This is a genomic window from Pseudomonas sp. NFACC02 (assembly GCF_900110765.1).
In the GTDB taxonomy this organism is placed as follows: domain Bacteria; phylum Pseudomonadota; class Gammaproteobacteria; order Pseudomonadales; family Pseudomonadaceae; genus Aquipseudomonas.
Window position 1 is genome coordinate 19,912 of record NZ_FOEO01000027.1, and the last position, 21,061, is coordinate 40,972.

General features: G+C 59.2%; 25 protein-coding genes and 1 tRNA gene. 9 read left to right on the forward strand and 17 right to left on the reverse strand.

Annotation, left to right across the window (positions count from 1 at the left end; all coding sequences use genetic code 11):
- Positions 1–37 precede the first annotated feature (37 nt).
- Complete coding sequence (locus BMY73_RS19455) at positions 38–511, forward strand: Crp/Fnr family transcriptional regulator (RefSeq protein WP_062382646.1); 474 nt, start codon at positions 38–40, stop codon at positions 509–511.
- Positions 512–539: 28 nt separating this feature from the next.
- Here the strand turns inward: BMY73_RS19455 and BMY73_RS19460 are convergent, their stop codons facing one another.
- On the reverse strand, positions 540–827 hold the full coding sequence (locus BMY73_RS19460; protein ID WP_092409127.1) for a hypothetical protein: 288 nt from the start codon (positions 825–827) through the stop codon (positions 540–542).
- Positions 828–938: 111 nt separating this feature from the next.
- Between BMY73_RS19460 and BMY73_RS19465 the strand changes: the two genes are divergently transcribed.
- From BMY73_RS19465 to BMY73_RS19480, 4 genes are all read left to right on the forward strand, one after another.
- The gene (locus BMY73_RS19465) at positions 939–1,625 is read left to right on the forward strand and encodes a spermidine synthase (RefSeq protein WP_092409129.1); all 687 of its coding nucleotides are present in this window, start codon (positions 939–941) and stop codon (positions 1,623–1,625) included.
- A gap of 59 nt (positions 1,626–1,684) precedes the next feature.
- Positions 1,685–2,056, forward strand: a complete 372-nt coding sequence (locus tag BMY73_RS19470; RefSeq protein WP_062382651.1) for a YajD family HNH nuclease — start codon at positions 1,685–1,687, stop codon at positions 2,054–2,056.
- A gap of 154 nt (positions 2,057–2,210) precedes the next feature.
- Complete coding sequence (locus BMY73_RS19475) at positions 2,211–2,699, forward strand: RNA methyltransferase (RefSeq protein WP_062382652.1); 489 nt, start codon at positions 2,211–2,213, stop codon at positions 2,697–2,699.
- An 85-nt stretch (positions 2,700–2,784) separates the two neighbouring features.
- The gene (locus BMY73_RS19480; RefSeq protein ID WP_092409131.1) at positions 2,785–3,156 is read left to right on the forward strand and encodes a YgaP family membrane protein; all 372 of its coding nucleotides are present in this window, start codon (positions 2,785–2,787) and stop codon (positions 3,154–3,156) included.
- Between the two features lie 168 nt (positions 3,157–3,324).
- Here BMY73_RS19480 and BMY73_RS19485 read toward each other — a convergent pair whose 3' ends face one another.
- The 6 genes from BMY73_RS19485 to BMY73_RS19510 all read right to left on the reverse strand — a co-directional run bounded on the left by BMY73_RS19485 (position 3,325) and on the right by BMY73_RS19510 (position 8,931).
- The gene (locus BMY73_RS19485) at positions 3,325–3,774 is read right to left on the reverse strand and encodes a YcgN family cysteine cluster protein (RefSeq protein WP_092409133.1); all 450 of its coding nucleotides are present in this window, start codon (positions 3,772–3,774) and stop codon (positions 3,325–3,327) included.
- 223 nt (positions 3,775–3,997) lie between these two features.
- The gene (locus tag BMY73_RS19490; protein ID WP_062382660.1) at positions 3,998–4,930 is read right to left on the reverse strand and encodes a D-2-hydroxyacid dehydrogenase; all 933 of its coding nucleotides are present in this window, start codon (positions 4,928–4,930) and stop codon (positions 3,998–4,000) included.
- A gap of 135 nt (positions 4,931–5,065) precedes the next feature.
- On the reverse strand, positions 5,066–5,359 hold the full coding sequence (locus BMY73_RS19495; RefSeq protein ID WP_062382663.1) for a YcgL domain-containing protein: 294 nt from the start codon (positions 5,357–5,359) through the stop codon (positions 5,066–5,068).
- A complete protein-coding gene (rnd, locus tag BMY73_RS19500; RefSeq protein WP_062382666.1) occupies positions 5,356–6,489 on the reverse strand; it encodes a ribonuclease D in 1,134 nt (377 codons plus the stop codon). The genes BMY73_RS19495 and rnd overlap by 4 nt, the downstream gene beginning before the upstream one ends.
- A 134-nt stretch (positions 6,490–6,623) precedes the next feature.
- Complete coding sequence (locus BMY73_RS19505) at positions 6,624–7,289, reverse strand: class I SAM-dependent methyltransferase (protein ID WP_092409135.1); 666 nt, start codon at positions 7,287–7,289, stop codon at positions 6,624–6,626.
- Complete coding sequence (locus BMY73_RS19510; RefSeq protein WP_092409173.1) at positions 7,282–8,931, reverse strand: phosphoethanolamine transferase; 1,650 nt, start codon at positions 8,929–8,931, stop codon at positions 7,282–7,284. The genes BMY73_RS19505 and BMY73_RS19510 overlap by 8 nt, the downstream gene beginning before the upstream one ends.
- A 251-nt stretch (positions 8,932–9,182) precedes the next feature.
- Here BMY73_RS19510 and BMY73_RS19515 point away from each other — a divergent pair, with 251 nt between their 5' ends.
- Entirely contained in the window at positions 9,183–9,527 is a 345-nt protein-coding gene (locus tag BMY73_RS19515) for a type II toxin-antitoxin system RelE/ParE family toxin (protein WP_062382670.1), read from the forward strand.
- Positions 9,524–9,841, forward strand: coding sequence for a helix-turn-helix domain-containing protein (locus tag BMY73_RS19520; RefSeq protein WP_062382672.1), 318 nt, complete (start codon positions 9,524–9,526; stop codon positions 9,839–9,841). The genes BMY73_RS19515 and BMY73_RS19520 overlap by 4 nt, the downstream gene beginning before the upstream one ends.
- A gap of 96 nt (positions 9,842–9,937) precedes the next feature.
- Here BMY73_RS19520 and BMY73_RS19525 read toward each other — a convergent pair whose 3' ends face one another.
- The 9 genes from BMY73_RS19525 to dapA all read right to left on the reverse strand — a co-directional run bounded on the left by BMY73_RS19525 (position 9,938) and on the right by dapA (position 18,502).
- Positions 9,938–11,608: a GMC family oxidoreductase gene (locus BMY73_RS19525; RefSeq protein ID WP_092409137.1), complete on the reverse strand. Its 1,671-nt coding sequence runs from the start codon at positions 11,606–11,608 to the stop codon at positions 9,938–9,940.
- A gap of 229 nt (positions 11,609–11,837) precedes the next feature.
- Entirely contained in the window at positions 11,838–13,526 is a 1,689-nt protein-coding gene (locus tag BMY73_RS19530; protein ID WP_092409139.1) for an NAD-dependent malic enzyme, read from the reverse strand.
- Positions 13,527–13,804: 278 nt separating this feature from the next.
- Positions 13,805–14,224 (reverse strand): type VII toxin-antitoxin system HepT family RNase toxin, encoded by a 420-nt coding sequence (locus BMY73_RS19535; protein WP_092409141.1) that lies wholly within the window; start codon positions 14,222–14,224, stop codon positions 13,805–13,807.
- Complete coding sequence (locus BMY73_RS19540) at positions 14,214–14,609, reverse strand: type VII toxin-antitoxin system MntA family adenylyltransferase antitoxin (RefSeq protein ID WP_062382682.1); 396 nt, start codon at positions 14,607–14,609, stop codon at positions 14,214–14,216. Before BMY73_RS19540 ends, BMY73_RS19535 begins: the two co-directional genes overlap by 11 nt.
- A 125-nt stretch (positions 14,610–14,734) precedes the next feature.
- A tRNA-Ser gene (locus BMY73_RS19545) sits at positions 14,735–14,824 on the reverse strand.
- Positions 14,825–14,916: 92 nt separating this feature from the next.
- Positions 14,917–15,630: a phosphoribosylaminoimidazolesuccinocarboxamide synthase gene (purC, locus tag BMY73_RS19550; protein ID WP_062382684.1), complete on the reverse strand. Its 714-nt coding sequence runs from the start codon at positions 15,628–15,630 to the stop codon at positions 14,917–14,919.
- A 101-nt stretch (positions 15,631–15,731) separates the two neighbouring features.
- A complete protein-coding gene (locus tag BMY73_RS19555; protein WP_062382687.1) occupies positions 15,732–16,490 on the reverse strand; it encodes an MBL fold metallo-hydrolase in 759 nt (252 codons plus the stop codon).
- Complete coding sequence (gene bamC, locus BMY73_RS19560) at positions 16,491–17,606, reverse strand: outer membrane protein assembly factor BamC (protein ID WP_092409143.1); 1,116 nt, start codon at positions 17,604–17,606, stop codon at positions 16,491–16,493. It lies immediately after the preceding gene.
- Between the two features lie 17 nt (positions 17,607–17,623).
- Complete coding sequence (gene dapA / locus BMY73_RS19565) at positions 17,624–18,502, reverse strand: 4-hydroxy-tetrahydrodipicolinate synthase (RefSeq protein ID WP_062382691.1); 879 nt, start codon at positions 18,500–18,502, stop codon at positions 17,624–17,626.
- A gap of 313 nt (positions 18,503–18,815) precedes the next feature.
- On the opposite strand from dapA, the gene BMY73_RS19570 reads away from it, so the two are divergent.
- The gene (locus tag BMY73_RS19570; protein WP_074752655.1) at positions 18,816–19,379 is read left to right on the forward strand and encodes a glycine cleavage system transcriptional repressor; all 564 of its coding nucleotides are present in this window, start codon (positions 18,816–18,818) and stop codon (positions 19,377–19,379) included.
- A gap of 10 nt (positions 19,380–19,389) precedes the next feature.
- Positions 19,390–19,863: a peroxiredoxin gene (locus BMY73_RS19575; protein ID WP_062382696.1), complete on the forward strand. Its 474-nt coding sequence runs from the start codon at positions 19,390–19,392 to the stop codon at positions 19,861–19,863.
- Between the two features lie 119 nt (positions 19,864–19,982).
- Here the strand turns inward: BMY73_RS19575 and BMY73_RS19580 are convergent, their stop codons facing one another.
- Entirely contained in the window at positions 19,983–21,053 is a 1,071-nt protein-coding gene (locus tag BMY73_RS19580) for an AI-2E family transporter (RefSeq protein ID WP_062382698.1), read from the reverse strand.
- Positions 21,054–21,061 lie beyond the last annotated feature (8 nt).

Sequence of the window (21,061 nt, forward strand, 5' to 3'; positions counted from 1 at the left end):
TCAGTCTCCACCCTCCACGACTCAACAAGAACATCACATGCCGACACCGTCATCCCTGAACAACGAGATCCGCGAGATGCTGATGGACTGCGGTCTGTTCCTCGCCCTGACACCCGCCGACTTTTCCGCGGCAGCCGGTTACTTCAGCATCAGTAGCATCGAGAAGGGCCAGCCGATCTTTAACGAAGGCGACGCCGGCACCTTCATGTGCATCATCCATTCGGGAACCGTGTCGGTGCAGAAGCTCAATGGCGACGGCAAACAGGTCGAAACGGCGATCTTGCGCAGCGGTCGGGCATTCGGCGAAATGGCGGTGCTGGACGGAGAACGGCGTTCGGCAACCTGCATCGCGGCCTCGCCCTGCTACCTGTTGAACCTGGGCAAGGACTCACTGGACAAGATGCTCAACGAGGCGCCGAAAGTAGCGGCCAAGATCATCCGCGCGATTGCGGTCGCGATGTCCAGACGCCTGCGGATGATGGACGGACAGGTGCTGGCGCAGCAGGAATAGGTCATCCCACTGTCGGTGGGCGCCTGAATCAAGGACTGGGCTTGGCGGGCGGCGGCAACCCCGGCAACGGCTCATCCTCTTTTGGCGGCCCGGGTTGCGGGATCTTTGGCAGTAACGGCGGATTACCCTGTCCTCCCGCGCGCGGCACGCTTGGCGGGGTGACTTGTGGATAAGGCGTCGGGGTGGCTGTTCCCGGCGAACCGGACGTCGCGGCGATCGGCTCGGGGGTATTCAGGACAGGTTGCAGATTCTCGGCAAACACCGGTGATGCACCGAGCATCATCAGGGCAATCGCCGCTAGAATGGACCGCTTCATCGTTGGCCTCCACTGCCAATCTTCTGCTGTGACGCTCAGGCTACTCCTGCACGGCGCTTCGTGCGCTGAGAAATTGATGCGCACACCTCCAGGCTTTCTACCGGATTCTCCATGAAACGTTTTGTTCTGCTCGATACCACCCCGATCCCCGACAACGGCGGCGCCCTGTGTCTGTTCGAATACGGCGACGACTTCGTGATCAAGATTCAGGGCGGCGACGGCGGCCAGTTGATGAATACGCGCATGCACGGCTCCGAAGACGCGCTGGCTGAGATCCCTTGCAAAAAGGTCGCCTCACGGCTGAACCCTCGCGTATTGATCGGCGGTCTCGGAATGGGCTTCACCCTCGCCTCGGCACTCAAGCATCTGGGCAAGAACGGTGAAGTGGTCGTGGCCGAACTGGTGCCCGGCGTGGTCGAATGGAATCGTGGCGCGCTGGGTGAGAAATCGGGCAATCCGCTGCGGGACCCACGCGCCAAGGTTGTCATCCAGGACGTCGCGCAGGTGCTGAAAAGCGAATCTCAAGGGTTCGACGCCATCATGCTCGACGTCGACAACGGCCCTGAAGGCCTGACGCAAAAAGCCAACAGTTGGCTCTACTCCGCCGGGGGGCTGGCGGCCTGCGCTCAAGCCTTGCGCCCCAAAGGTGTATTGGCGGTGTGGTCGGCCAGCGCCGACGCAGCGTTCAGCGACAAACTGCGCAAAGCCGGATTCAAGGCCGAAGAGGTCAAGGTCTACGCGCACGGAAACAAGGGGACACGGCATACGATCTGGATTGCTGAAAAAGTCAAAGCCTGACAGCGGATCAAAGCGCTAAACTCGCCCCATTGCCAACCGGACACGAAACAGGTGACACCATGAGCTCGGGAACCCCGACCAACACTTCCAAGCTGGACCGCATCCTGGCCGATGCCCAGCGTGACCGCGAAATGGGTTATCGCGACAAGGCGCTGCGCATGTACCCGCACGTCTGCGGCCGCTGCGCCCGCGAGTTTTCCGGCAAGCGCCTGAGCGAACTGACCGTGCATCACCGCGACCATAACCACGACAACAACCCGCAGGACGGCTCCAACTGGGAGCTGCTGTGCCTTTACTGCCACGACAACGAACACTCGCGCTACACGGATCAGCAATACTTCTCCGACAGCTCGACCAGCAGCCCGAAGACCGCAAAGGCCACGCACAACCCGTTCGCGGCGCTGGCCGGCCTTATGAAAAAAGACGAATAAGCCTGTAGGAGCGCGCTTGCCCGCGATGCGTTCGTTCAGCCGACAGATCCTTACCGCCTGATCCGGACAATCGCGGGCGAGCGCGCTCCTACACGTTCGCTGAGCCCCACCTTCCCGTATAATCCCGCGCTTTCTCTGAAGAGCACTCTCTGCCGTGGCCAACAAACGCTATGCCTGCATCGGCTTGTACAACCCCAAATCTCCGGAAAACGTCGGTTCGGTGATGCGTGCGGCGGGCTGTTATGGCGTGGCGTCGGTGTTCTACACCGGCAAACGCTACGAGCGGGCGCGGGACTTCGTCACCGATACCAAGAAGATCCATCAGGACATCCCGCTGATCGGCATCGACGACTTGAAAAAGATCATTCCGCTGGGCTGCGTGCCCGTGGCCATTGAACTGGTCGACGGTGCCCGCCCGCTGCCGGAATACACCCACCCCGACCGCGCGATTTATATCTTCGGCCCGGAAGACGGCTCGCTCGACAAGGAGATCCGGGACTGGTGCGAAGACGTGGTGTACATCCCCACCACAGGGTGCATGAACCTTGCCGCCACCGTGAACGTGGTGCTTTACGACCGCATGGCCAAGGGCAATAACACCCGCTCCGGCCCGCAGTTCGGTCGTGAAACCGATCGCACCTGATCGAACCGTCACGACAAACGCATTGAACAGTTTGCGCGCCCGGCAGTCAGCTCTAGGGTCCCTACCTTTTCATGGAGAACGCATCATGAGCGATACCCCGATCATCAAACGCGTCGAACGAACCGTGCGCGATTATCCAGAACAGAACGTGCAGGGCTGGGAGCGAATCGGCTCGCTGGCAGGTGGCGTACTGATGATGGGCAAGGGCCTGCGCCGGGGCGGTATCTTCGGCCTGGTGCAACTGGCGATTGGCGGCGCGGTGCTGGCTCGCGGCATCACCGGTCATTGCTCGGCCAAGGCGCTGCTGGAAAAAAGCCGCAGCGAGATGGACATTGCCCGTTCCCGTATTGAAGAAGCCGGTGCTGAATTGAGCAAGCTCAAAACCAAGGCTGAAGTGGCGGCTGAAGAAGCGGTCGTCACCACCATCGATGCGGTGAAAGGGCCAAAGGGCGTCTAAGCGAAGCCAGGCGTACGTGGCCGCTTCAACGCGCTGGAAAACCAGATCACGGTGGCAGCGAATTCATTCGCGAGACGTCTATACGGCCGGCAAATGCGCGCAGGCTTGAGGACGTTTTGCGGATGAATCCGCTTCAGCAGAGTGAGCGCCCGTCGAGACGCTGGCACGTCAGCCTGCGCGGAAGATCAGATAATCTTCCCAGTCGTCCTCAGCGACATTCTTTTCGCTGAGCATGCGTCCCGATTGAGAAATGCGTTCCTTGTGGACCTGGTCACGGTTGCCGCAGACCAGATGATGCCAGAGCGGCAGATCCTTCCCTTCACTGACCAGACGGTAGCCACACGTTGGCGGCAGCCACTTGAACTCATCCGCCTGCCCCGGCGTGAGCTGAATGCAATCGGGTACCTGAGCGCGCCGATTCGGATAATCGCTGCATTGGCAGGTATTGAGGTCCAGTAACTTGCAGGCGATGCGCGTGTAGTACACGCTGCCGTCGTCCTCGTCCTCCAGTTTCTGCAGACAGCACAGGCCGCAACCGTCGCACAGCGATTCCCACTCGACCGAATCGAGTTGATCGAGGGTTTTACGCATCCAGAACGGTTCGACTTTGGCGGCCATGGTTTCGAGGAATCGGTATAGGGTGATGAAAAGGTCGCCAGTCTAGTGGCACATCGTAGCTGGGCCAAGCGCTGGCGACTGTCGGTAAGCGGTGTGCCGTCGCCACTGAAGAAATCACTGAAAGGAATCCCGGTCTGCAGAACGCCGCCAGCAACCGTGATTGAACGGTCCCGGTGGAAGTGAGTTGGCTCACTCCCACAGGGGTACGCACAGCCTTCGGGACTCAATACCCCTTCGCGAAATCCACTTCCCCGCGCAGCGCTTCACCGGCGGCGTAGGCTTTCAGGTTCTCGACGAACAACTGCGTCATGGCCCGTGGCGAGGTCGGTGCAGAACTGTGACCGGTCAGCAACAACCCCCAGGCCGTCCAGAACGGATGACGCTGCGGCAGGGGCTCCTGGCGGCAGACGTCAATCACGGCGCCCGCCAGATGCCCCTCCTTCAAGGCCTGGACCAGATCGGCATCCACCACCGCCACGCCGCGCCCGACGTTGATGAACAGCGCCGACGGTTTGAATTGAGCGAACAGCTTCGCGTCGTAGACGTCGTGAGTCTGAGCGGTGTTCGGCAGCAGATTGATGACGAAATCGACCTCGCCCACCAGACGCGGCAAATCTTCGAGACTGCCGACTTCAATGAACGGCGCTTGCGTGCGCGCACTGGACGCAACGCCATACAGCTCGACGCCGAATGGCAGCAGAAACTCGGCGACGCGGACCCCGATGTCGCCGGTGCCGACGATCAGTGCTTTACGACCGGCAAGGCTTTGACCCGCCCGATCATCCCATTTGCGCTCGACCTGACTTACCAGCCGCGCCAGCACTTCACGTTCATGCACGAGCATGTAGGCCAGCACGAATTCAGCCATGACCTGACCGAAAATCCCGACCGCGCGGGTCAGCCGGTAATTACGGTTCAGCCCCGGCGCCAGCAACGGTGTAATGCCAGCCCAGGTCGATTGCAGCCATTGCGGCGTATGCCCCTGGCGCAGCAGGTTGGCGAGCAGATCGGGCTGGCCCAGCCAGATCGAGGTCTGCGCCGCCATTTTTGACAGTTCGGCGGAGTTGCCGCTGCTCAGTACTTCGATGTCGGGAGCGGCCTTGCGAAGTAACTCGGTGTAGATAGCGTAATCGTGTTCGGCGATCAGAACGCGCATGGATTCAAAACTCAGAAAAGCAGGACATGCGACCGCAAGGCCTCTGCCGCCCACCGCTTTCAGAAAAGCCGGGGCAAGCAGATGCGAACAGCGGTCCGGTAAACCCCCGTGATGGATGACGGGGTCGAAAGTCGGTCAGACCGGGTCGTTGCGGCGCAGCAACTCGTCGGGCAGATGCTCGATGTACTCGTCTTCGGCCGGTGGCATCTGCAAGTGATACCCCTGCTTCTCAAGATTCTCCAGCACCGTGTGAATGTCTTCGCGGGCCAGCGTGCGCTCAGGCGTCAGGACCAGGTCAAACGCATGCTGCGGCTTACCGAATGCACTGAGCAGTTCGACCGGGACGCGTTCGAGCGCATCGCTCTTGAGCACATAGAGGTACATTTCGTTCTTGCGAGGACTGCGGTAGATCGAGCAAATACGTTTCAAGGCTGTTCTCCGGCGTTGGCCAGGCTGTCGAGCAGCATCTGACCCATCAACTCGCGGCGCCAGCCACGCAGCGAGTCGGGCAGTTTATAGGGACCGTCTGGGAACCCGGTCTTGAGCAGGGCTTCGAGCGTCTTCTTGCGCAGCATCAGCTCCGGCGCCATGTCCAGGCGTTCGGCTTGCTGCTGGCCAATGGCGCGCAGGCGCTTCAATACAGTGGAGGCTTCGATCGGCAGCGGCTCCGGCAACGCAGGAGGCCACGCATCCGGCGACACGCTGCCGGCTTTCTTGATCAGGTCGAGCAGAAACTCGCCGTCCTGACGCACGGTCTTGGGGTGCATGTCTTCGATTTTCGCCAGTGCGGCGAGGTTATCCGGCTGGGTCTTGGCCAGCGGCCACAGCGAATGCTCACGCAATACCCGGTTGCGCGGCTGATTGCGTAAACGGGCCTGCTGCTCACGCCAGGCGCACAGCTCACGCAGCACGTTCAACTGCGCGCGTGACAGCTTCCACGCCAGTTTAGCCTCGCGATACACCTCGTACGGGTCGGTTTCCCGACGCAGGTTGGCAACCAGTTCGGCCCCGTCTTCCAGCACCCAGGCGTACTTTTCGTCGGACAGGCGCGGACGTAGCAGGCTGTAGACCTCCGCCAGGTGCACGGCGTCTTCGGCGGCGTAGCTGATCTGCGTCTCGGACAGCGGTCGTTGCAGCCAGTCGGAACGGGTCTCGCCCTTGGGCAACTCGATGTTCAACACTTCCTGCACCAGACGCGAATAACCCATCGAGAACCCGAGGTTCAGGTAGGCAGCGGCCAATTGGGTGTCGAACAGCGGCGCAGGCAGGCTGCCGGTCAGGCGCAGCAAGACTTCGAGGTCTTCACTGCAAGCGTGAACCACTTTGATAACGTCGGTGTTTTCCAGCAGCGCAGCCAGCGGTTTCCAGTCATTGATCAGCAGAGGATCGATCAGGTAGGCGCTCGAGCCATCACCGATCTGCAAAAGCGCGGCGATGGGATAGAAGGTGTCGACCCGCATGAATTCGGTGTCGAGCGCAACGAACGGCAGCGTCTGCCAGTGTGCGCAATGTTGGGCGAGGCTGTCGTCGTCGCGAATCCAGTGAATATCGATGGCCACACGGCTCTCCCCTTGAAGAATGGCGCGCAGTATATATCGCTATAAGCGTTTACCGGGCATCCGTCCTGCAAGTCTTGAACAACTTCATCTTGCGTGTTTATCGGCAGGGCACTTTCAGACGACCGCCCATCGGATCATTCGCCCCTCTTGCGCAGCACGTACACCCGCCACATGGCGTAGCCCGGCAAGAAGTCGTGATGGCCGACAACGCGGAAACCGGCTTGCGCAAACTCCGACTCAATGTCGGAACGGCAGACCACGAAGCGATTGCGCACGGACGGCGCGCCGCTTTCATCCACCCGGGTGCCCTCTTGGCGCTTGCGTCGCCAGGCTTTGATATTGCCATCGACCCACAACGCGACAATCGCGGTATCGCGAGTCACGCGGTGAAACTCTTCAAGAATGGCCAGCCGCTGCTCGCTGCCAGCGACATGATGAAAGAGTCGCATGCAAAAAATGCAATCGACGGCATTCGCCGACAAGCCGATGGAGAACACCGAGCTTTGAAAGGTGCGAATGCGCTTGAGGATGTCTGCGGACGACTGCGCTTCGGCGATTTCCAGCATGTCCGTCGAAGGGTCAGCCGCCAGGATGACGCGGTTGCTGTGTTCGGCCAGCACCGGCCAGAACCGACCGGCCCCCGACGGCAGATCCAGCACCAGACCGGGCTCGCCAGCGTCGCGCAACGCGTAACGCGCCAGTTGCGCATCGCGCCACAGGCTCAAACGTCGCGCCAGGCCCTGCTCATGAGGCTGAACATCGTGCCGGATCGGGTGTTTATCGGTCGCCTGCTCACTCATTCGCCAATACCCCGTCCGTATAAATCCCCCGGCAGCCGGCGAACATGTCAAGCGCCGGGTTGTAGACGCTGGTGTGGACTTGCAGCAACCCGAGCATCGAGTGGAACAAGTTGTCCTGACTCAAGGGCGCATTACGTTCCTTTTGCAAACAATGGGTGTCGACGGCAAACGACTGCTGATAGTTATCCGAGAACCAGGCAATCATCGGCACATGCTTCTGTTGATCGGGCGCCAACATGTAAGGCGTGCCATGCAGAAACAGGTTGTACTCCCCCAGCGACTCGCCGTGGTCGGACAGGTACAACATGGCGGTGTCGACCTTGTTCTGGTTACTGCGCAAGGTATCGATCAGCGATGCCAGGACATGGTCGGTGTACAGCAGCGTGTTGTCGTAACCGTTGACAATACTTTCCCGCGAACAGTTGTTCAGCGCATTGCTTTCACACACCGGCGTAAACTTCTCGAATTCTTTCGGGTAACGCTTGAAATACTCGGGGCCGTGACTGCCCATCTGGTGAAGCACCAACACGGTGTCTTTGTCCAGGTGGTCGATAAAGTTCTGCAGGCCCTGCAACAGAATCTCGTCGCGGCATTCATTGTTGGCGCAGAGCACGGGATCCTTCAGGTTGCTGACATCCTGCAGGGTCACGCGGTCACAGGTCCCCTTGCAGCCAGACTGGTTGTCACGCCAGATCACGTCCAGACCGGCGCGTTTGAGCACGTCGAGCATGCCTTCCTCGTTTTTTGCCGTGCTGGCGTCGTAATCCTTACGGCCCATATTCGAGAACATGCACGGCACCGAAACCGCAGTCTCCGTCCCGCAGGAATGCACGTCGGTGAACGTCAGCAGCCCTCGTTCGCTCTTCAGTTGAGGCGTGGTGTCGCGGTTATAACCCAGGATGCCGAAGTTCTCGGCGCGGGCGCTCTCCCCCACCACCAAAACCGTCAGCGACTTGCGCTTGTGCTGTTGCCACTCGGTGGACAGTGTCGCGTCCTGACCGATGCTCACGAATGGCTGTCGCGCGGCTTTGACCTGCTCACTCAGGTAGCCCACCGAAGCACCGATGTAGTTACTCGGCACCACCATCAAACGCAGTTCATGGTGATTACGAAACAGTGAAGACAAGCCCTGATAGTTCATCAGCGCCACACCGCCGATCACACTGGCGCACACAGCTCCGACCACCACTTTGCTCAATACTTCACGCGGCCAGAGACGGTAATTGATCGGCGTCTTCCAAAGAATCACCGAGGGCAAAACGCCGAGCAGCAATAAATAAACCGCCAGTTTCAACGACAACAGATCCCGCACTTCCGTCGCATTGGTTTCAGCGAAGTTACGAAACATACCCGCATCAATCATGACGCCGTATTGGCTCATGAAGTAAGCAACACCCGCACTGATTAGAAACAGCAAAACCAACACCGGCTTCAAGACTTTCTTAAAGGCAAATAACGTCAGAAAAATATTAAATGCACAAAACACCATCAGTGCAAAAGCACCGCGCAACAAAAGCCCCTTACCGTTGAAGTCGGTAATGGCGAACAGGTGCTGCCAGAGCGTGAGGTTGAACCCGAGCAATAAAAAAATGCTGGCGAGCGCGGTCACGAGCTCCGGGCGAACTGCTTTCAGGTTCGGCATGAGGGTCTGCTTGACTGGAAAAAAGACACCGTCGACCAAGAGCCAAAAAACTCTTTCGACATCGCAAACTTTAGGCAGCCCGCCATCAATTTTTTGTGAAAAGGATGCGAACAAAAGGTCTGGCGCCGACTTCTTTTTCTGTAGGAAGAATCCGCGCAACAGATCGTGGCAAAAAACCATGTGAGCCGACTCGATGGCTTGGGTAAGGTGAGCGACCAGATCACAACCATAATCGATTTGCGTATACATCCATGGATGCTGTATTTTTTGAAACGTCGACATTCAGTACCTTCCGCCCTGACTATCTGGATGAAGAAGGTTACCGATCGCTTCAGACTGCAATGCTTGAAAATCCTGTCATCGGCGATCTCATGCCGCGGACCGGCGGCTTCCGAAAGCTGCGCTGGGTCGACGCACGAAGAGGCAAAGGTAAACGCGGAGGCCTACGAGTCATCTACTACTGGTTAGCTGGTGACGGCCAATTCTGGATGTTTTCCATCTACGATAAGGATGAGCTTGAAAACCTGACGGCTGACCAGGAGCGACAGCTTAAAGGCGCGATCCGCGTAGAGCTCAACAAACGAGGTATGCAATGAGCCGAAAGCGCGATCTGTTCGCGGAAATGATGCAAGGCGTGGAAGAGATGGCCGCGCATCGAGAAGGAAAAATAACGCTTCGTAGCGATACATTTGCGGAAAAACCAGCGCCGGACGTTACAGCTCAGGAGATCGTTGCCCTGCGAGAACGTCTGCATATGTCGCAGAACGTTTTTGCCAGGCGGATTCGCACCAGCGCAAGCACCTTGCGCAATTGGGAACAAGAAAAGTCAAAACCCAATGCTCAAGCGGCGCTGCTGATCAAACTCGTCGAAAAATTCCCGGACATGGTTGATCGCTTGAACGCGGTGTAATGCGCCGGGCGTTTGCGCAGTGAGCTTGCTGAGGGACGTGGAAGTCCAAACCTTCACCGCCCATCCGCCCTCTTCGGGCAAAACCTCCGCTGCGCCTCACCCAGTTAACGCTTGCGCCGCAGATAGCGAACCGCCTGTTGTCACGCACGTTGACTCGATTTTCAGCGCGTCCTCAATGATCATCTGCGCCGCTTTCTCGGCAATCATCACCGTGGGTGAGCAGGTGTTGCCGGAGGTGATGGTCGGCATGATCGACGCGTCCACCACCCGAAGTCCCGTCACCCCATGCACACGCAGTCTTTCATCGACGACGGCATCGCGCCCCTGCCCCATTTTGCAGGTACCGACAGGGTGAAAAATCGTGGTGCCGATGCTGCTCGCGGCCTGACGCAGTTCTTCGTCGGTTTGCAGGCTGACGCCGGGCAGATACTCCACCGGCTCGAAACGCGCAAGCGCCGGTGCTGCTGCGATACGGCGCGTCAGGCGAATGGCATCCGCCGCGACCTTGAGGTCTGCTTCGTGGCTCAGATAGTTGGGACGAATGATGGGCGCGGCATCGGCCAAAGCCGAGCGGATCTCCACCGTTCCACGACTCTGCGGACGCAGATCGCACACCGACGCTGTAAACGCCGGGAAGCGGTGCAGCGGCTCTCCGAAGCGCTCCAGCGACAACGGCTGCACGTGGTATTCCAGATTCGCAGTCGCCTGGTCCGGCCCTGACCGGGCGAACGCGCCCAGTTGGCTCGGCGCCATGGCCAGCGGCCCGCTGCGATTGATCGCGTAACGCAGGCCCATGTTCATCTTGCCCCACAGGCTCCCGGCCATCTGGTTCAAGGTATGACTGTTGCTGACTTTGTAGATCAGCCGCAGTTGCAGGTGATCCTGCAAGTTGGCCCCCACGCCGGGCAGCTCATGACGCACGCCGATACCGAGTTTTTCCAGCAGCGGGCGGGCCCCGATCCCCGACCGTTGCAGCACCATCGGTGAGCCAATCGAGCCACAGCAGAGGATTATTTCGCGCTTGGCATTAATCCGTCGTGCTTGCTGACGGACGTTGGCGAGCACCGCGCTCGCCCGGCCATTTTCAAACTCGATTCGTTCCACCTCGGCGTGGGTCAGCACCGTCAGGTTCGGCCGTTGAGCCACCGGACGCAGAAATGCCTTCGACGCGTTCCAGCGCACGCCGCGTCGCTGATTGACCTGAAAGTAGCTGCAACCTTCATTGTCGCCGCCGTTGAAGTCTGGAATCGAAGCAATGCCTGTCTGTGCAGCGGCTTCACGAAACGCATCGAGCAAGGTCCACGACAACCGCTGCTGCTCGACGCGCCATTCGCCTTGGCCGCCGTGCAGGTCGGAATCGCCGGCGTAGTGGCTTTCCGAGCGTTTGAAAACCGGTAATACGTCCTTCCAGCCCCAACCTTTGTTGCCCTGCGCCTCCCATTCGTCGTAGTCGCGGGACTGACCGCGCATGTAGATCATGCCGTTGATGGAGGAACACCCACCCAGCACTTTGCCGCGCGGATAGCTCAGGGCACGCCCGTTCAGGCCGGGTTCGGCTTCCGTCTTGAAACACCAGTCGGTGCGCGGATTGCCGATGCAGTAGAGATAACCCACCGGCACGTGAATCCAGGCGTAATTGTCCTGCCCGCCCGCTTCGAGCAACAGAACACGATGAGAAGGGTTCTGTGACAGCCGATTGGCCAGCAAACACCCGGCAGGGCCGGCACCCACGATCACGTAGTCATAGAGCACACTGTCCGTCTGCATGCGTCCCTCGCCAAACTTTTTGTTTTTATCGAAAGGACATCCTGAAGTTTTTCGTCACAAAACAAAAGACCGCCGCATGTTTCCATGCGGCGGTCTTGTGTGAAGCGGCAACTGTCACTGAGTAGGAGCGCGCTTGCCCGCGATTGCGGTGCATCAGCCAGAAATATTGAGCTGACCCACTGTGATCGCGGGCAAGCGCGCTCCTACATAAAGCGATGTGTGAAGGCAGTTACACCGCGCTACGACGGTAGCTGCGATAGTTCGGCATCCAGAAGTTACGCTCGATGGCTTCCAGCAGCATTTCTTCGGTGGTTTCCAGCGCCATGCCTTCGGCCTGAGCCTGCTTGGCCACCGCCAGCGCGATCTTCTTGCTGACGCCCTGAATCTCCTTCAGCGGCGGCAGTACCGCATCCCCCTTGCCTGTCACCATCGGCGAGCACTCAGCCAGGGCATTGGAAGCGGCCATCAACATCTTGTCCGTGATACGTGTGGCCTTCGCCGCGATCACGCCCAGGCCGATGCCCGGGAAGATGTAGGAGTTATTGCACTGAGCGATATGGAACGTGCGGTCGCCCACAGTGACCGGCGCGAACGGACTGCCGGTTGCCACCAGCGCGTCGCCGTTGGTCCAGGTCAGGACTTCCTGCGGCGTGACTTCGACTTTGGAGGTCGGGTTGGACAGCGGCATGACCAACGGCTTCGCGCAGTGCTTGTGCATTTCGCGGATGACCTGCTCGGTGAACAGACCGCGTTGGCCCGACACGCCAATCAGCACGGTCGGCTTGCCGTGGCTGACCACATCCAGCAATTCAGGGTAACCGTCACCACTTGACCAGCCCGCCACGTCACCTGCTTTCTGGGCGAGGTTCTTCTGGAAGTCCAGCAGGTTGTCCATGCTGTCGGTCAGCAGACCGAAACGGTCGACCATCATCACGCGCTTGCGCGCTTCGGCTTCGCTCAGGCCTTCGATCACCATCGCCGCAATGATGTGCTCGGCGATCCCACAACCGGCGGAACCTGCCCCGAGGAACACCACGCGTTGCTGACCCAGCGTTTCATTCTTCGCCTTACAGGCCGCCAACAACGTACCCACGGCCACCGACGCGGTGCCCTGAATGTCGTCGTTGAAGCAGCACAGCTCGTCGCGGTACTTCTCCAGCAGCGGCATGGCGTTGGTCTGAGCGAAGTCCTCGAACTGCAACAGCACGTCCGGCCAGCGACGCTGAACCGCTTCGATGAACAGCGCGATGAAATCTTCGTATTCCTTGCCCGTCACCCGCTTGTGGCGCCAGCCCATGTACATCGGGTCGTCCAGCAACTCCTGGTTATTGGTGCCCACGTCCAGCACAATCGGCAGCGTATACGCCGGGCTGATGCCACCGCACGCGGTGTACAGCGACAGTTTGCCAATCGGGATGCCCATGCCGCCGATGCCCTGGTCGCCCAGCCCCAGAATGCGCTCGCTGTCGGTCACCACGATAATCTTGATGCGATCTTTCGTTGCGCTGCGCAGGATATCGTCGATGCGATCACGCTCAGGGTAGGAAATGAACAGACCGCGGTGAGTGCGGTAGATCTTCGAGAATTCCTGGCACGCCTGACCCACGGTCGGTGTGTAGATGATCGGCAGCATCTCTTCCAGGTGCGAATCCAGCAGGCGGAAGAACAACGTCTCGTTGTTGTCCTGAATCGAGCGCAGATAAATGTGCTTGTCGAGATCGCTCGCGCACTGCTGGTACTGGTTGTAAACGCGAGTCACCTGCTCTTCGATGGTCTCGACGTTCTGCGGCAACAAGCCGATCAGGTTGAAATCCACACGCTCCTGCGGCGTGAACGCACTGCCCTTGTTGAGCAGCGGCATCTCCAGCAACGAAGGGCCAGCGTAAGAAATATATAAAGGTCGCGAGGTCTTGGTCATTTTCAGTGATCGCCTTTTCTCTGTTTTGCTCTGTCAATTCGTAATCGAAACGACGCCCCGGAGGTCGATGTTTCACGACACTCAACGCAGGATCCGTCCGAAGAAAATGGGGAGATGAAAAATCAGGGTGCCTATCTTACTCGCCTCGGCGTGGTTGCGTCATTTTGTCACGCACACGATTGCGAAATGATGGCTGAGGGCGATGGGGTTGGACAGTGAAAGAGTTGTCAGGCATGAGCAGTCGCCCAGCAATTTGGCGGCTGGGCGGCCCTGAGTGATCAGTTTTCTGCATCTCGTGTTAGCACGAATGAACTGAACCGGATGAAGTCATCCAGATGCTGAGTGATGATCGCAACGGTTATCGGCAATTGGAGGGTCTGATACTCATGGACCGCGATATTTCTGAAGCCGACCATATTTTTCATCGTCGCGAGGAGTGATTGCTCAAGCCAGCCACCTCTGCACAGCAGTTCGAAAACATCCCTTGCGCTCTGCGGGACACCTAACTTCTCACGCCGAATAAGGTGCTGCCCAATGTCCAGGGCCGCTTCACAGGCCCTCTGGATATTTAAGATCGCAGCGTCCTGACGCGTAAAGTCCGTGGCGAACGTTGCCGCGTCTTTGTCATATTCTTCGCGGGCCCTGGCGACACAACGTTCGATCGTTGCAGCTTTATTGATCAGTACGTCATCGACCATGAATCACCCCTTCTCTTTGAATATCCTCAATTACACCAGCCCGGGCAGTATCCAAAGCCGTCTTCTGACCAAGCACATACGTTTCAAATAACTTTGCAGACGAATCTCTGGCCCAGACAAGCTGACCCGTTGTTACGATCTGATATTGCATCACAGTCGACGCAGCCCTGAGATCAACCAGATCCACCGGTACAGCAACGATGTCGGCCACTTCACCGGATATGCGCCAGAGCATCAACGGATCCCCTTTACCCGGAAGCAGCACAGCAATATCCAGATCACTGCCCGCCTGAAAATCGCCGCTGACGTAGCTGCCAAATAGGTAGACTGCCAGCAGCCCAGGAATCGAGTCCTGCAGATGTTGCGATACCGCCTCAACGTCCATCAGCGTAACTCCGGTGGGGTGCTACAAGCACGCAGATTGCAGGGGCCGTTGCACTCAAGGTATGTATTGATATGTCCAAAAACAAAAAAGCCCCAGAAGCATAACTTCTGGGGCTTTATTTGTAATGGCGGAGAGATAGGGATTTGAACCCTAGGTACTGTCGCCAGTACAACGGATTTCGAATCCGTCCCGTTCGGCCACTCCGGCATCTCTCCAACGGCGCGCATCATAACAGCTTGGGCGAAGAACGCGAATCCTTTTTTGGATTTTTTCGCGTTCTTTCAGATGCTTGCAGCGGTTTCGCGGTTTAGAGCGGTACGCCGAGACGGTGGGCAACTTCTTCGTAGGCCTCGATGACGTCGCCGAGGCCCTGACGGAAGCGGTCCTTGTCCATTTTCTTCTTGGTGTCCTTGTCCCACAGGCGGCAGCCGTCCGGGCTGAACTCGTCGCCCAGGACGATGGAGCCGTCGCTGAACACGCCGAACTCCAGCTTGAAGTCGACCAGCAGCAGGCCGGCGTCGTCGAACAGCTTGGTCAGCACGTCGTTGACCTTCAGGGACAGTTCCTTCATGCGCGCCAGTTGCTCGGCGGTGCCCCAGCCGAATGCCACGACGTGGGATTCGTTGATGAACGGGTCGCCCTTGGCGTCGTCCTTCAGGAACAGTTCGAAGGTGTAGGGGTTGAGCTTCATGCCTTCTTCGACGCCCAGACGCTTGACCAGGCTGCCTGCGGCGTAGTTACGCACGACGCATTCGACCGGGATCATGTCGAGCTTCTTGACCAGCACTTCGTTGTCGGCCAGCAGTTTGTCGAACTGGGTCGGAATGCCGGCCGCTTCGAGTTTCTGCATGATGAAGGCGTTGAACTTGTTGTTCACCATGCCTTTGCGGTCGAGCTGTTCGATGCGCTTGCCGTCGAACGCCGAGGTGTCGTTGCGAAACAGCAGGATCAAGCGGTCGGCGTCGTCGGTCTTGTAAACCGATTTGGCCTTGCCGCGGTAGAGTTCTTCACGTTTTTCCATGATGGGCTCCGCTTGCAAAATGTTCGGGCGAGGCGCCCGGTAAAAAGGTTCCGGGCGAGTGGCCCGTTAACAACAATCGGGCTGTCGCCCCGTTTGGGACGCTAGGCGATTTCGCGCCAGTCGAGCCCTGAATCCTGGTCGGCCAATTGTAGCCAGTCCGGGTCGCACCCGAGGGTGTCGACGAAACATTGCCGGGCCAGATGCGGCAGGTTGTTCTTGCTGCTCAGGTGGGCCAGCACCAGGTGCTGCAAGCCTTCCCACCCCAGCTCATTCACCAGACCTGCGGCCTGATGATTGTTCAAATGTCCGTATTGCCCGCCCACCCGCTGTTTCAGAAAGTAGGGATAAGCGCCTCGGGCCAGCAAATCACGGCAATGGTTGGACTCGATCATAAGGGCATCCAGGCCACGATAGCTGTCGAGCACCGACGGACAGTAAGACCCCAGGTCGGTCAGCAGACCAAAGCGCTTGCGCCCATCATTGAAGACGAACTGCGTGGGCTCAAGTGCATCATGGGCTACGGACACCACATCGATGCCCAGACCACCAATCCGCACGCCCTGCCCGCCCACGAGCCTGATGCCCGCCTCGACCGGCTTGCGCATGCCACGCAAGGTCCCGTCGCTGAGATAGACCGGCACATCGTAGCGCCGAGACAGCAAACCCACGCCATGCACATGATCGGCATGTTCGTGGGTCACTAAAATGGCGCTCAGCTGATGGCCGCTGACGCCCAGCCTGTCCAGCCGACGCTCGGTTTCCCGCAGGGAGAAACCGCAGTCGATCAGCACGTACGTGTCGTTGCTCGCAACCAGCGTGCCATTGCCCCGGCTGCCGCTGCCCAGAACCGCGAAACGCACTTAACCGAGGTTGTCTTGAATGACGCTCAATACGCGACGGGCGACTTCCGGCGGCGCCACGGTATTGATGTTCTTCTCGACCGTGACCTGGACGTTGTCGCCCACCTTGCTCAGGCGAACCTGATAACGCTCGGCGCGTGCTTCTTTCTGTTCCTTGGTCTCTTCGCTGCCAAACATGCGTGCAAAGAAGCCTGGCTTGTTCTCCGGCTTGTCCGCTTTTTCCGCAAGGTTGATGTAGTACAGACCCAGGCTGCGGTTGATGTCTTCTACGCGCCAGTCACCCTGATTCAACGCACGGCCCACACTGGACCATGCACGGTCGAGGTCGGCACCCAGGTTCAGCACCGGGTTGCCGCTGCCGTCTTCGCTCAGCGCGACACGGCTTGGGGTATCGTAGTCACGCGCCGCCAGCAGGGACACCGACCCACCCTTCTCGGCGGTGCGGGTCAGGCTGGCCAGCATGTCGTCGGTCAGGACCGAATCCAGGCCGACGTTGGTGCTGCGCGACGGGAAAGCAGGGTCTTCGCTGCTGCCGGCAGGACGCTGAACGCTGACCACGTAGACTTCACTGGTGTTGCGCTGCACGCCCGGCTCGATACGCACGCGGACGCGAGTTTCAGTGTTGGCGGCGTCGCCAGCCGAGGCCATGCGCTTGGCGACGGACGCAGACAATTCGTCCATGCGCTGCCAGGTGGTGTTGAATTCACCGGTGGCCGGACGGTCTTCGGCGATGCGGAAACCGTTGTCTTCAAAATACTGGTGAGCCACTGGCCAGACTTCGGCCGGCGCGCGCTGGGCCAGAATCCAGCGATTGTCACCGCTCTTCTGCAGCGTGTAGTCGCTGGAGTCCTGAGCGGTGGACAACGGCTGCGGACGCGGCACGATGAACTCACCCTTCTGGGTGTCGTCGGCCACGTTGCGCGGGATCGGCAGCAGCGGGTCCAGGCGTTTGGTTTCCTGGACGCCTTCCGGCAACTGCATGGGAGGTTTCTGGGTCGCTTCCAGGTAATCGCTGCTGCGATCACGGAAATAACCATCCTGACCAAACAACCAGCTGCAACCGCTGGTGCTGGAGATAATCAAGGCTAGTGCGGAAAGTCCGGCCAGTCGCTTCATTGCGTAGTGCTTCCTCATTAAACCAATACACCGGACTGGCGCAATGCCTGACGCAGCGGCTCGTGGCAGGACTCGCTGAGCCAGGTGAGCGGCAGACGGATACCGTCCGGCATCAAACCCATCTCATGCAGGGCCCATTTCACGGGAATAGGGTTCGATTCGATGAACAGGGTCTTGTTCAGCGGCATCAGTTTTTCGTGGAGTGCGCGGGCAGTCACGGCGTCACCGGCCATGGCAGCCTTGCACAGGTCAGCCATGTCGCGTGGAGCGACGTTGGCGGTGACCGAAATATTGCCTTTGCCGCCCAGCAGGATCAGCTCGACCGCCGTGGCGTCATCGCCGGAGTACACCAGGAAGTCGCTGCTGACGCCGGCCAGGATGTCCTTGGCGCGCTGCAGGTCACCGGTGGCTTCCTTGATGGCAATGATGTTCTTGACCTTGGACAGACGGATCACGGTCTCGGCCGACATGTCACAGGCGGTACGGCCTGGCACGTTGTAGAGGATCTGCGGGATGTCCACGGCTTCGGCGATGTGCTTGAAGTGCTGGTACAGGCCTTCCTGGGTCGGCTTGTTGTAGTACGGGGTCACCAGCAGGCAGGCATCGGCGCCGGCGTTCTTGGCATTGGTGGTCAGTTCGACCGCCTCGCGGGTGGAGTTGGCGCCCGTGCCGGCAATCACCGGGATGCGGCCAGCGACCTGCTGGACAACGCGGCGAATGACTTCAATGTGTTCGTTGACGTCAAGCGTCGCAGACTCACCTGTCGTGCCGACGGCAACAATGGCGTTGGTGCCCTCTTGCAGGTGAAAGTCCACCAGTTTGCTCAGGCTGTCCCAGTCGAGACGACCCTGTGCATCCATAGGTGTGACCAGTGCCACCATACTGCCCGCAATCATGCAAACCGCTCCTGCCGGAAAAAGAGAGCGGTAATGGTACTGGCGCCATGATCCTTGCACAAGGCGAGCATTCCCCTGAGCGACGGTTTTCGCTACCCTTCGGTCTTTGATCGGTACTGGTCATCTGCGCAGCTCGTTCGACTGTCCGCTTTCATTGTCGCAAACCCCGCTCCAGCGTCGCTGTCACCCGGGCTGACCGGTTCATCCCGGACGCACACGGCAGAGGTCCGGGTCGACGTTGCGAGGCTGGCGTTCATCGAATCCGCCGCACAAGCCAACAATGTACCGACCGCTCATCGCTTAGGAATGCTGCATGTCGTCCATCCCCACAGTTCGCGAACAATTCCTTGTCATCAGTGCCCTTGGCGCCAACCCAATGGAGCTGACCAACGTCCTGTGCCGCGCCAGTCATGAAAACCGTTGCTCGGTGGTCAGCTCGCGCCTCACTCGCCACGGCGAATGCAGCGCGTTGATCCTGCAGGTTACCGGTAGCTGGGACGCCTTGGCGCGCCTGGAAACCGGGTTGCCCAACCTGTCGAAAAAACACGCGTTCACCGTCAACGTCGTGCGCAGTGCGTCGCTGGAAAGCCGTCCAGAGGCGCTGCCGTATGTGGCCTACGTCAGCTCGGCGTATCGCCCGGACATCATCAATGAACTCTGCCAGTTCTTCATCGACCATCACGTCGAGCTGGAAAACCTGATCTGTGACACCTATCAGGCGCCACAGACCGGCGGCACGATGCTCAACGCGACGTTCACCGTGACGTTGCCTGCCGGCACCCAGATCAGCTGGCTACGCGACCAGTTCCTGGACTTCGCCGACGCACTCAATCTCGACGCGCTGATCGAACCCTGGCGCCCGCAAGCCCCTATGTAAGGAATCCCCGATGGCAGTAGAACTGGACAAACCCGTTGCCGACTTTCAGGTACAGGCCACCAGCGATCAGGCTGTAAGTCTGTCCGCGTTGAAGGGTCAGCAAGTGGTGATTTATTTCTACCCGAAAGACAGCACGCCTGGCTGCACCACCGAGGGCCAGGGCTTCCGCGATTCGTACGCCGACTTCAAGGCGGCCAACACCGTGGTGTTTGGCGTGTCACGCGACAGCCTGAAATCTCACGAGAACTTCAAGGCCAAACAGGAATTCCCGTTCGAGCTGATTTCGGACAAGGACGAATCGCTCTGCCAGTTGTTCGACGTGATCAAGCTGAAAAAGCTGTACGGCAAGGAATACCTGGGCGTCGATCGCAGCACCTTCCTGATCGACAAAGACGGTGTGTTGCGCAAGGAATGGCGTGGCGTGAAGGTCCCGGGGCATGTGGCCGCGGTTCTGGAACAGGCTCAGGCGCTCAATAACGCCTGAGTTGTCCTTCTGTAGGAGCGCGCTTGCCCGCGAAAGGATGTAACAGGCGCCAGAGAATCTGTCCACTGACCCATTCGCGGGCAAGCGCGCTCCTACAAAAGCATGCTACGTAGCACCCTCTATAACAGCGGCGCCACCGTCGGCTCATGACGCGGCCAGGCATCCAGCACGGCCTTGAACAGGGTCGCCAGCGGGATCGCGAAGAAGATCCCCCAGAATCCCCACAACCCGCCAAACAGCAGCACCGCGCAAATGATCGCGACCGGGTGCAGGCTCACCGTCTGGGAGAACAGCAGCGGCACCAGCACGTTACCGTCCAGCGTCTGGATAATGCCGTAGACCGCCATCAGGTAGATGAACTGGTCGCTCCAACCCCACTGGAACAGCGCAATAAACGCCACCGGCACCGTCACCACCACCGCGCCCACGTAGGGCACGACGACCGAAATCCCCACCAGCATCGCCAACAACGCCGAGTAATTGAGACCCATCGTCACGAAGGCGATGTAGGTCACCGCGCCGCAAATGAAAATCTCGATGACCTTTCCACGAATATAGTTCGCGATCTGCCGGTTCATTTCCTCTGCAACGCGTGTAATCAACGTACGCTCACGCGGCAGGTAACCCCTGAACCAGCGACCAATCATCCGACGGTCCTTGAGGAAGAAGAACACCAGAATGGGCACCAGCACCAGGTAGATCATCATGTTGACCAGCAGCGGCAGGCTGGAAAGCGAAAACGTGAGTGCCCACTGACCGAACTTGCCGATCTCGCCACGGGCAACTTCGATCGCCTGCAACACCTGCTCGTCGGACACCAGATGCGGATAACGTTCGGGCAGCAGCAACAGCAGCGACTGCCATTTGGCGAGCATCCCTGGCAGTTCGTTGAACAGCGTAATCAACTGGTGCCACAGCAACGGCACGAGCACCAGCAAAAACACCGCCAGCGCGCCCATGAACAAGGCGAACACCAGCCCGACCGCGCCCCCTTCAGGCACGTGCAAACGCTCAAGCTGCACCACCATGCCCTGCATCAGGAACGCCAGTACCAGGCCCGCCAGCACAGGCGCCAGCATGCCGCCCAAGGTCAGCACAATCGTGAACGCCAACACCAGCAGCACCGCCAGCACCACGGCCTCTTCATCCGAGAAATAGCGTTGCATCCAGTCGCGAAGCACTTTGAACATCAATGAAC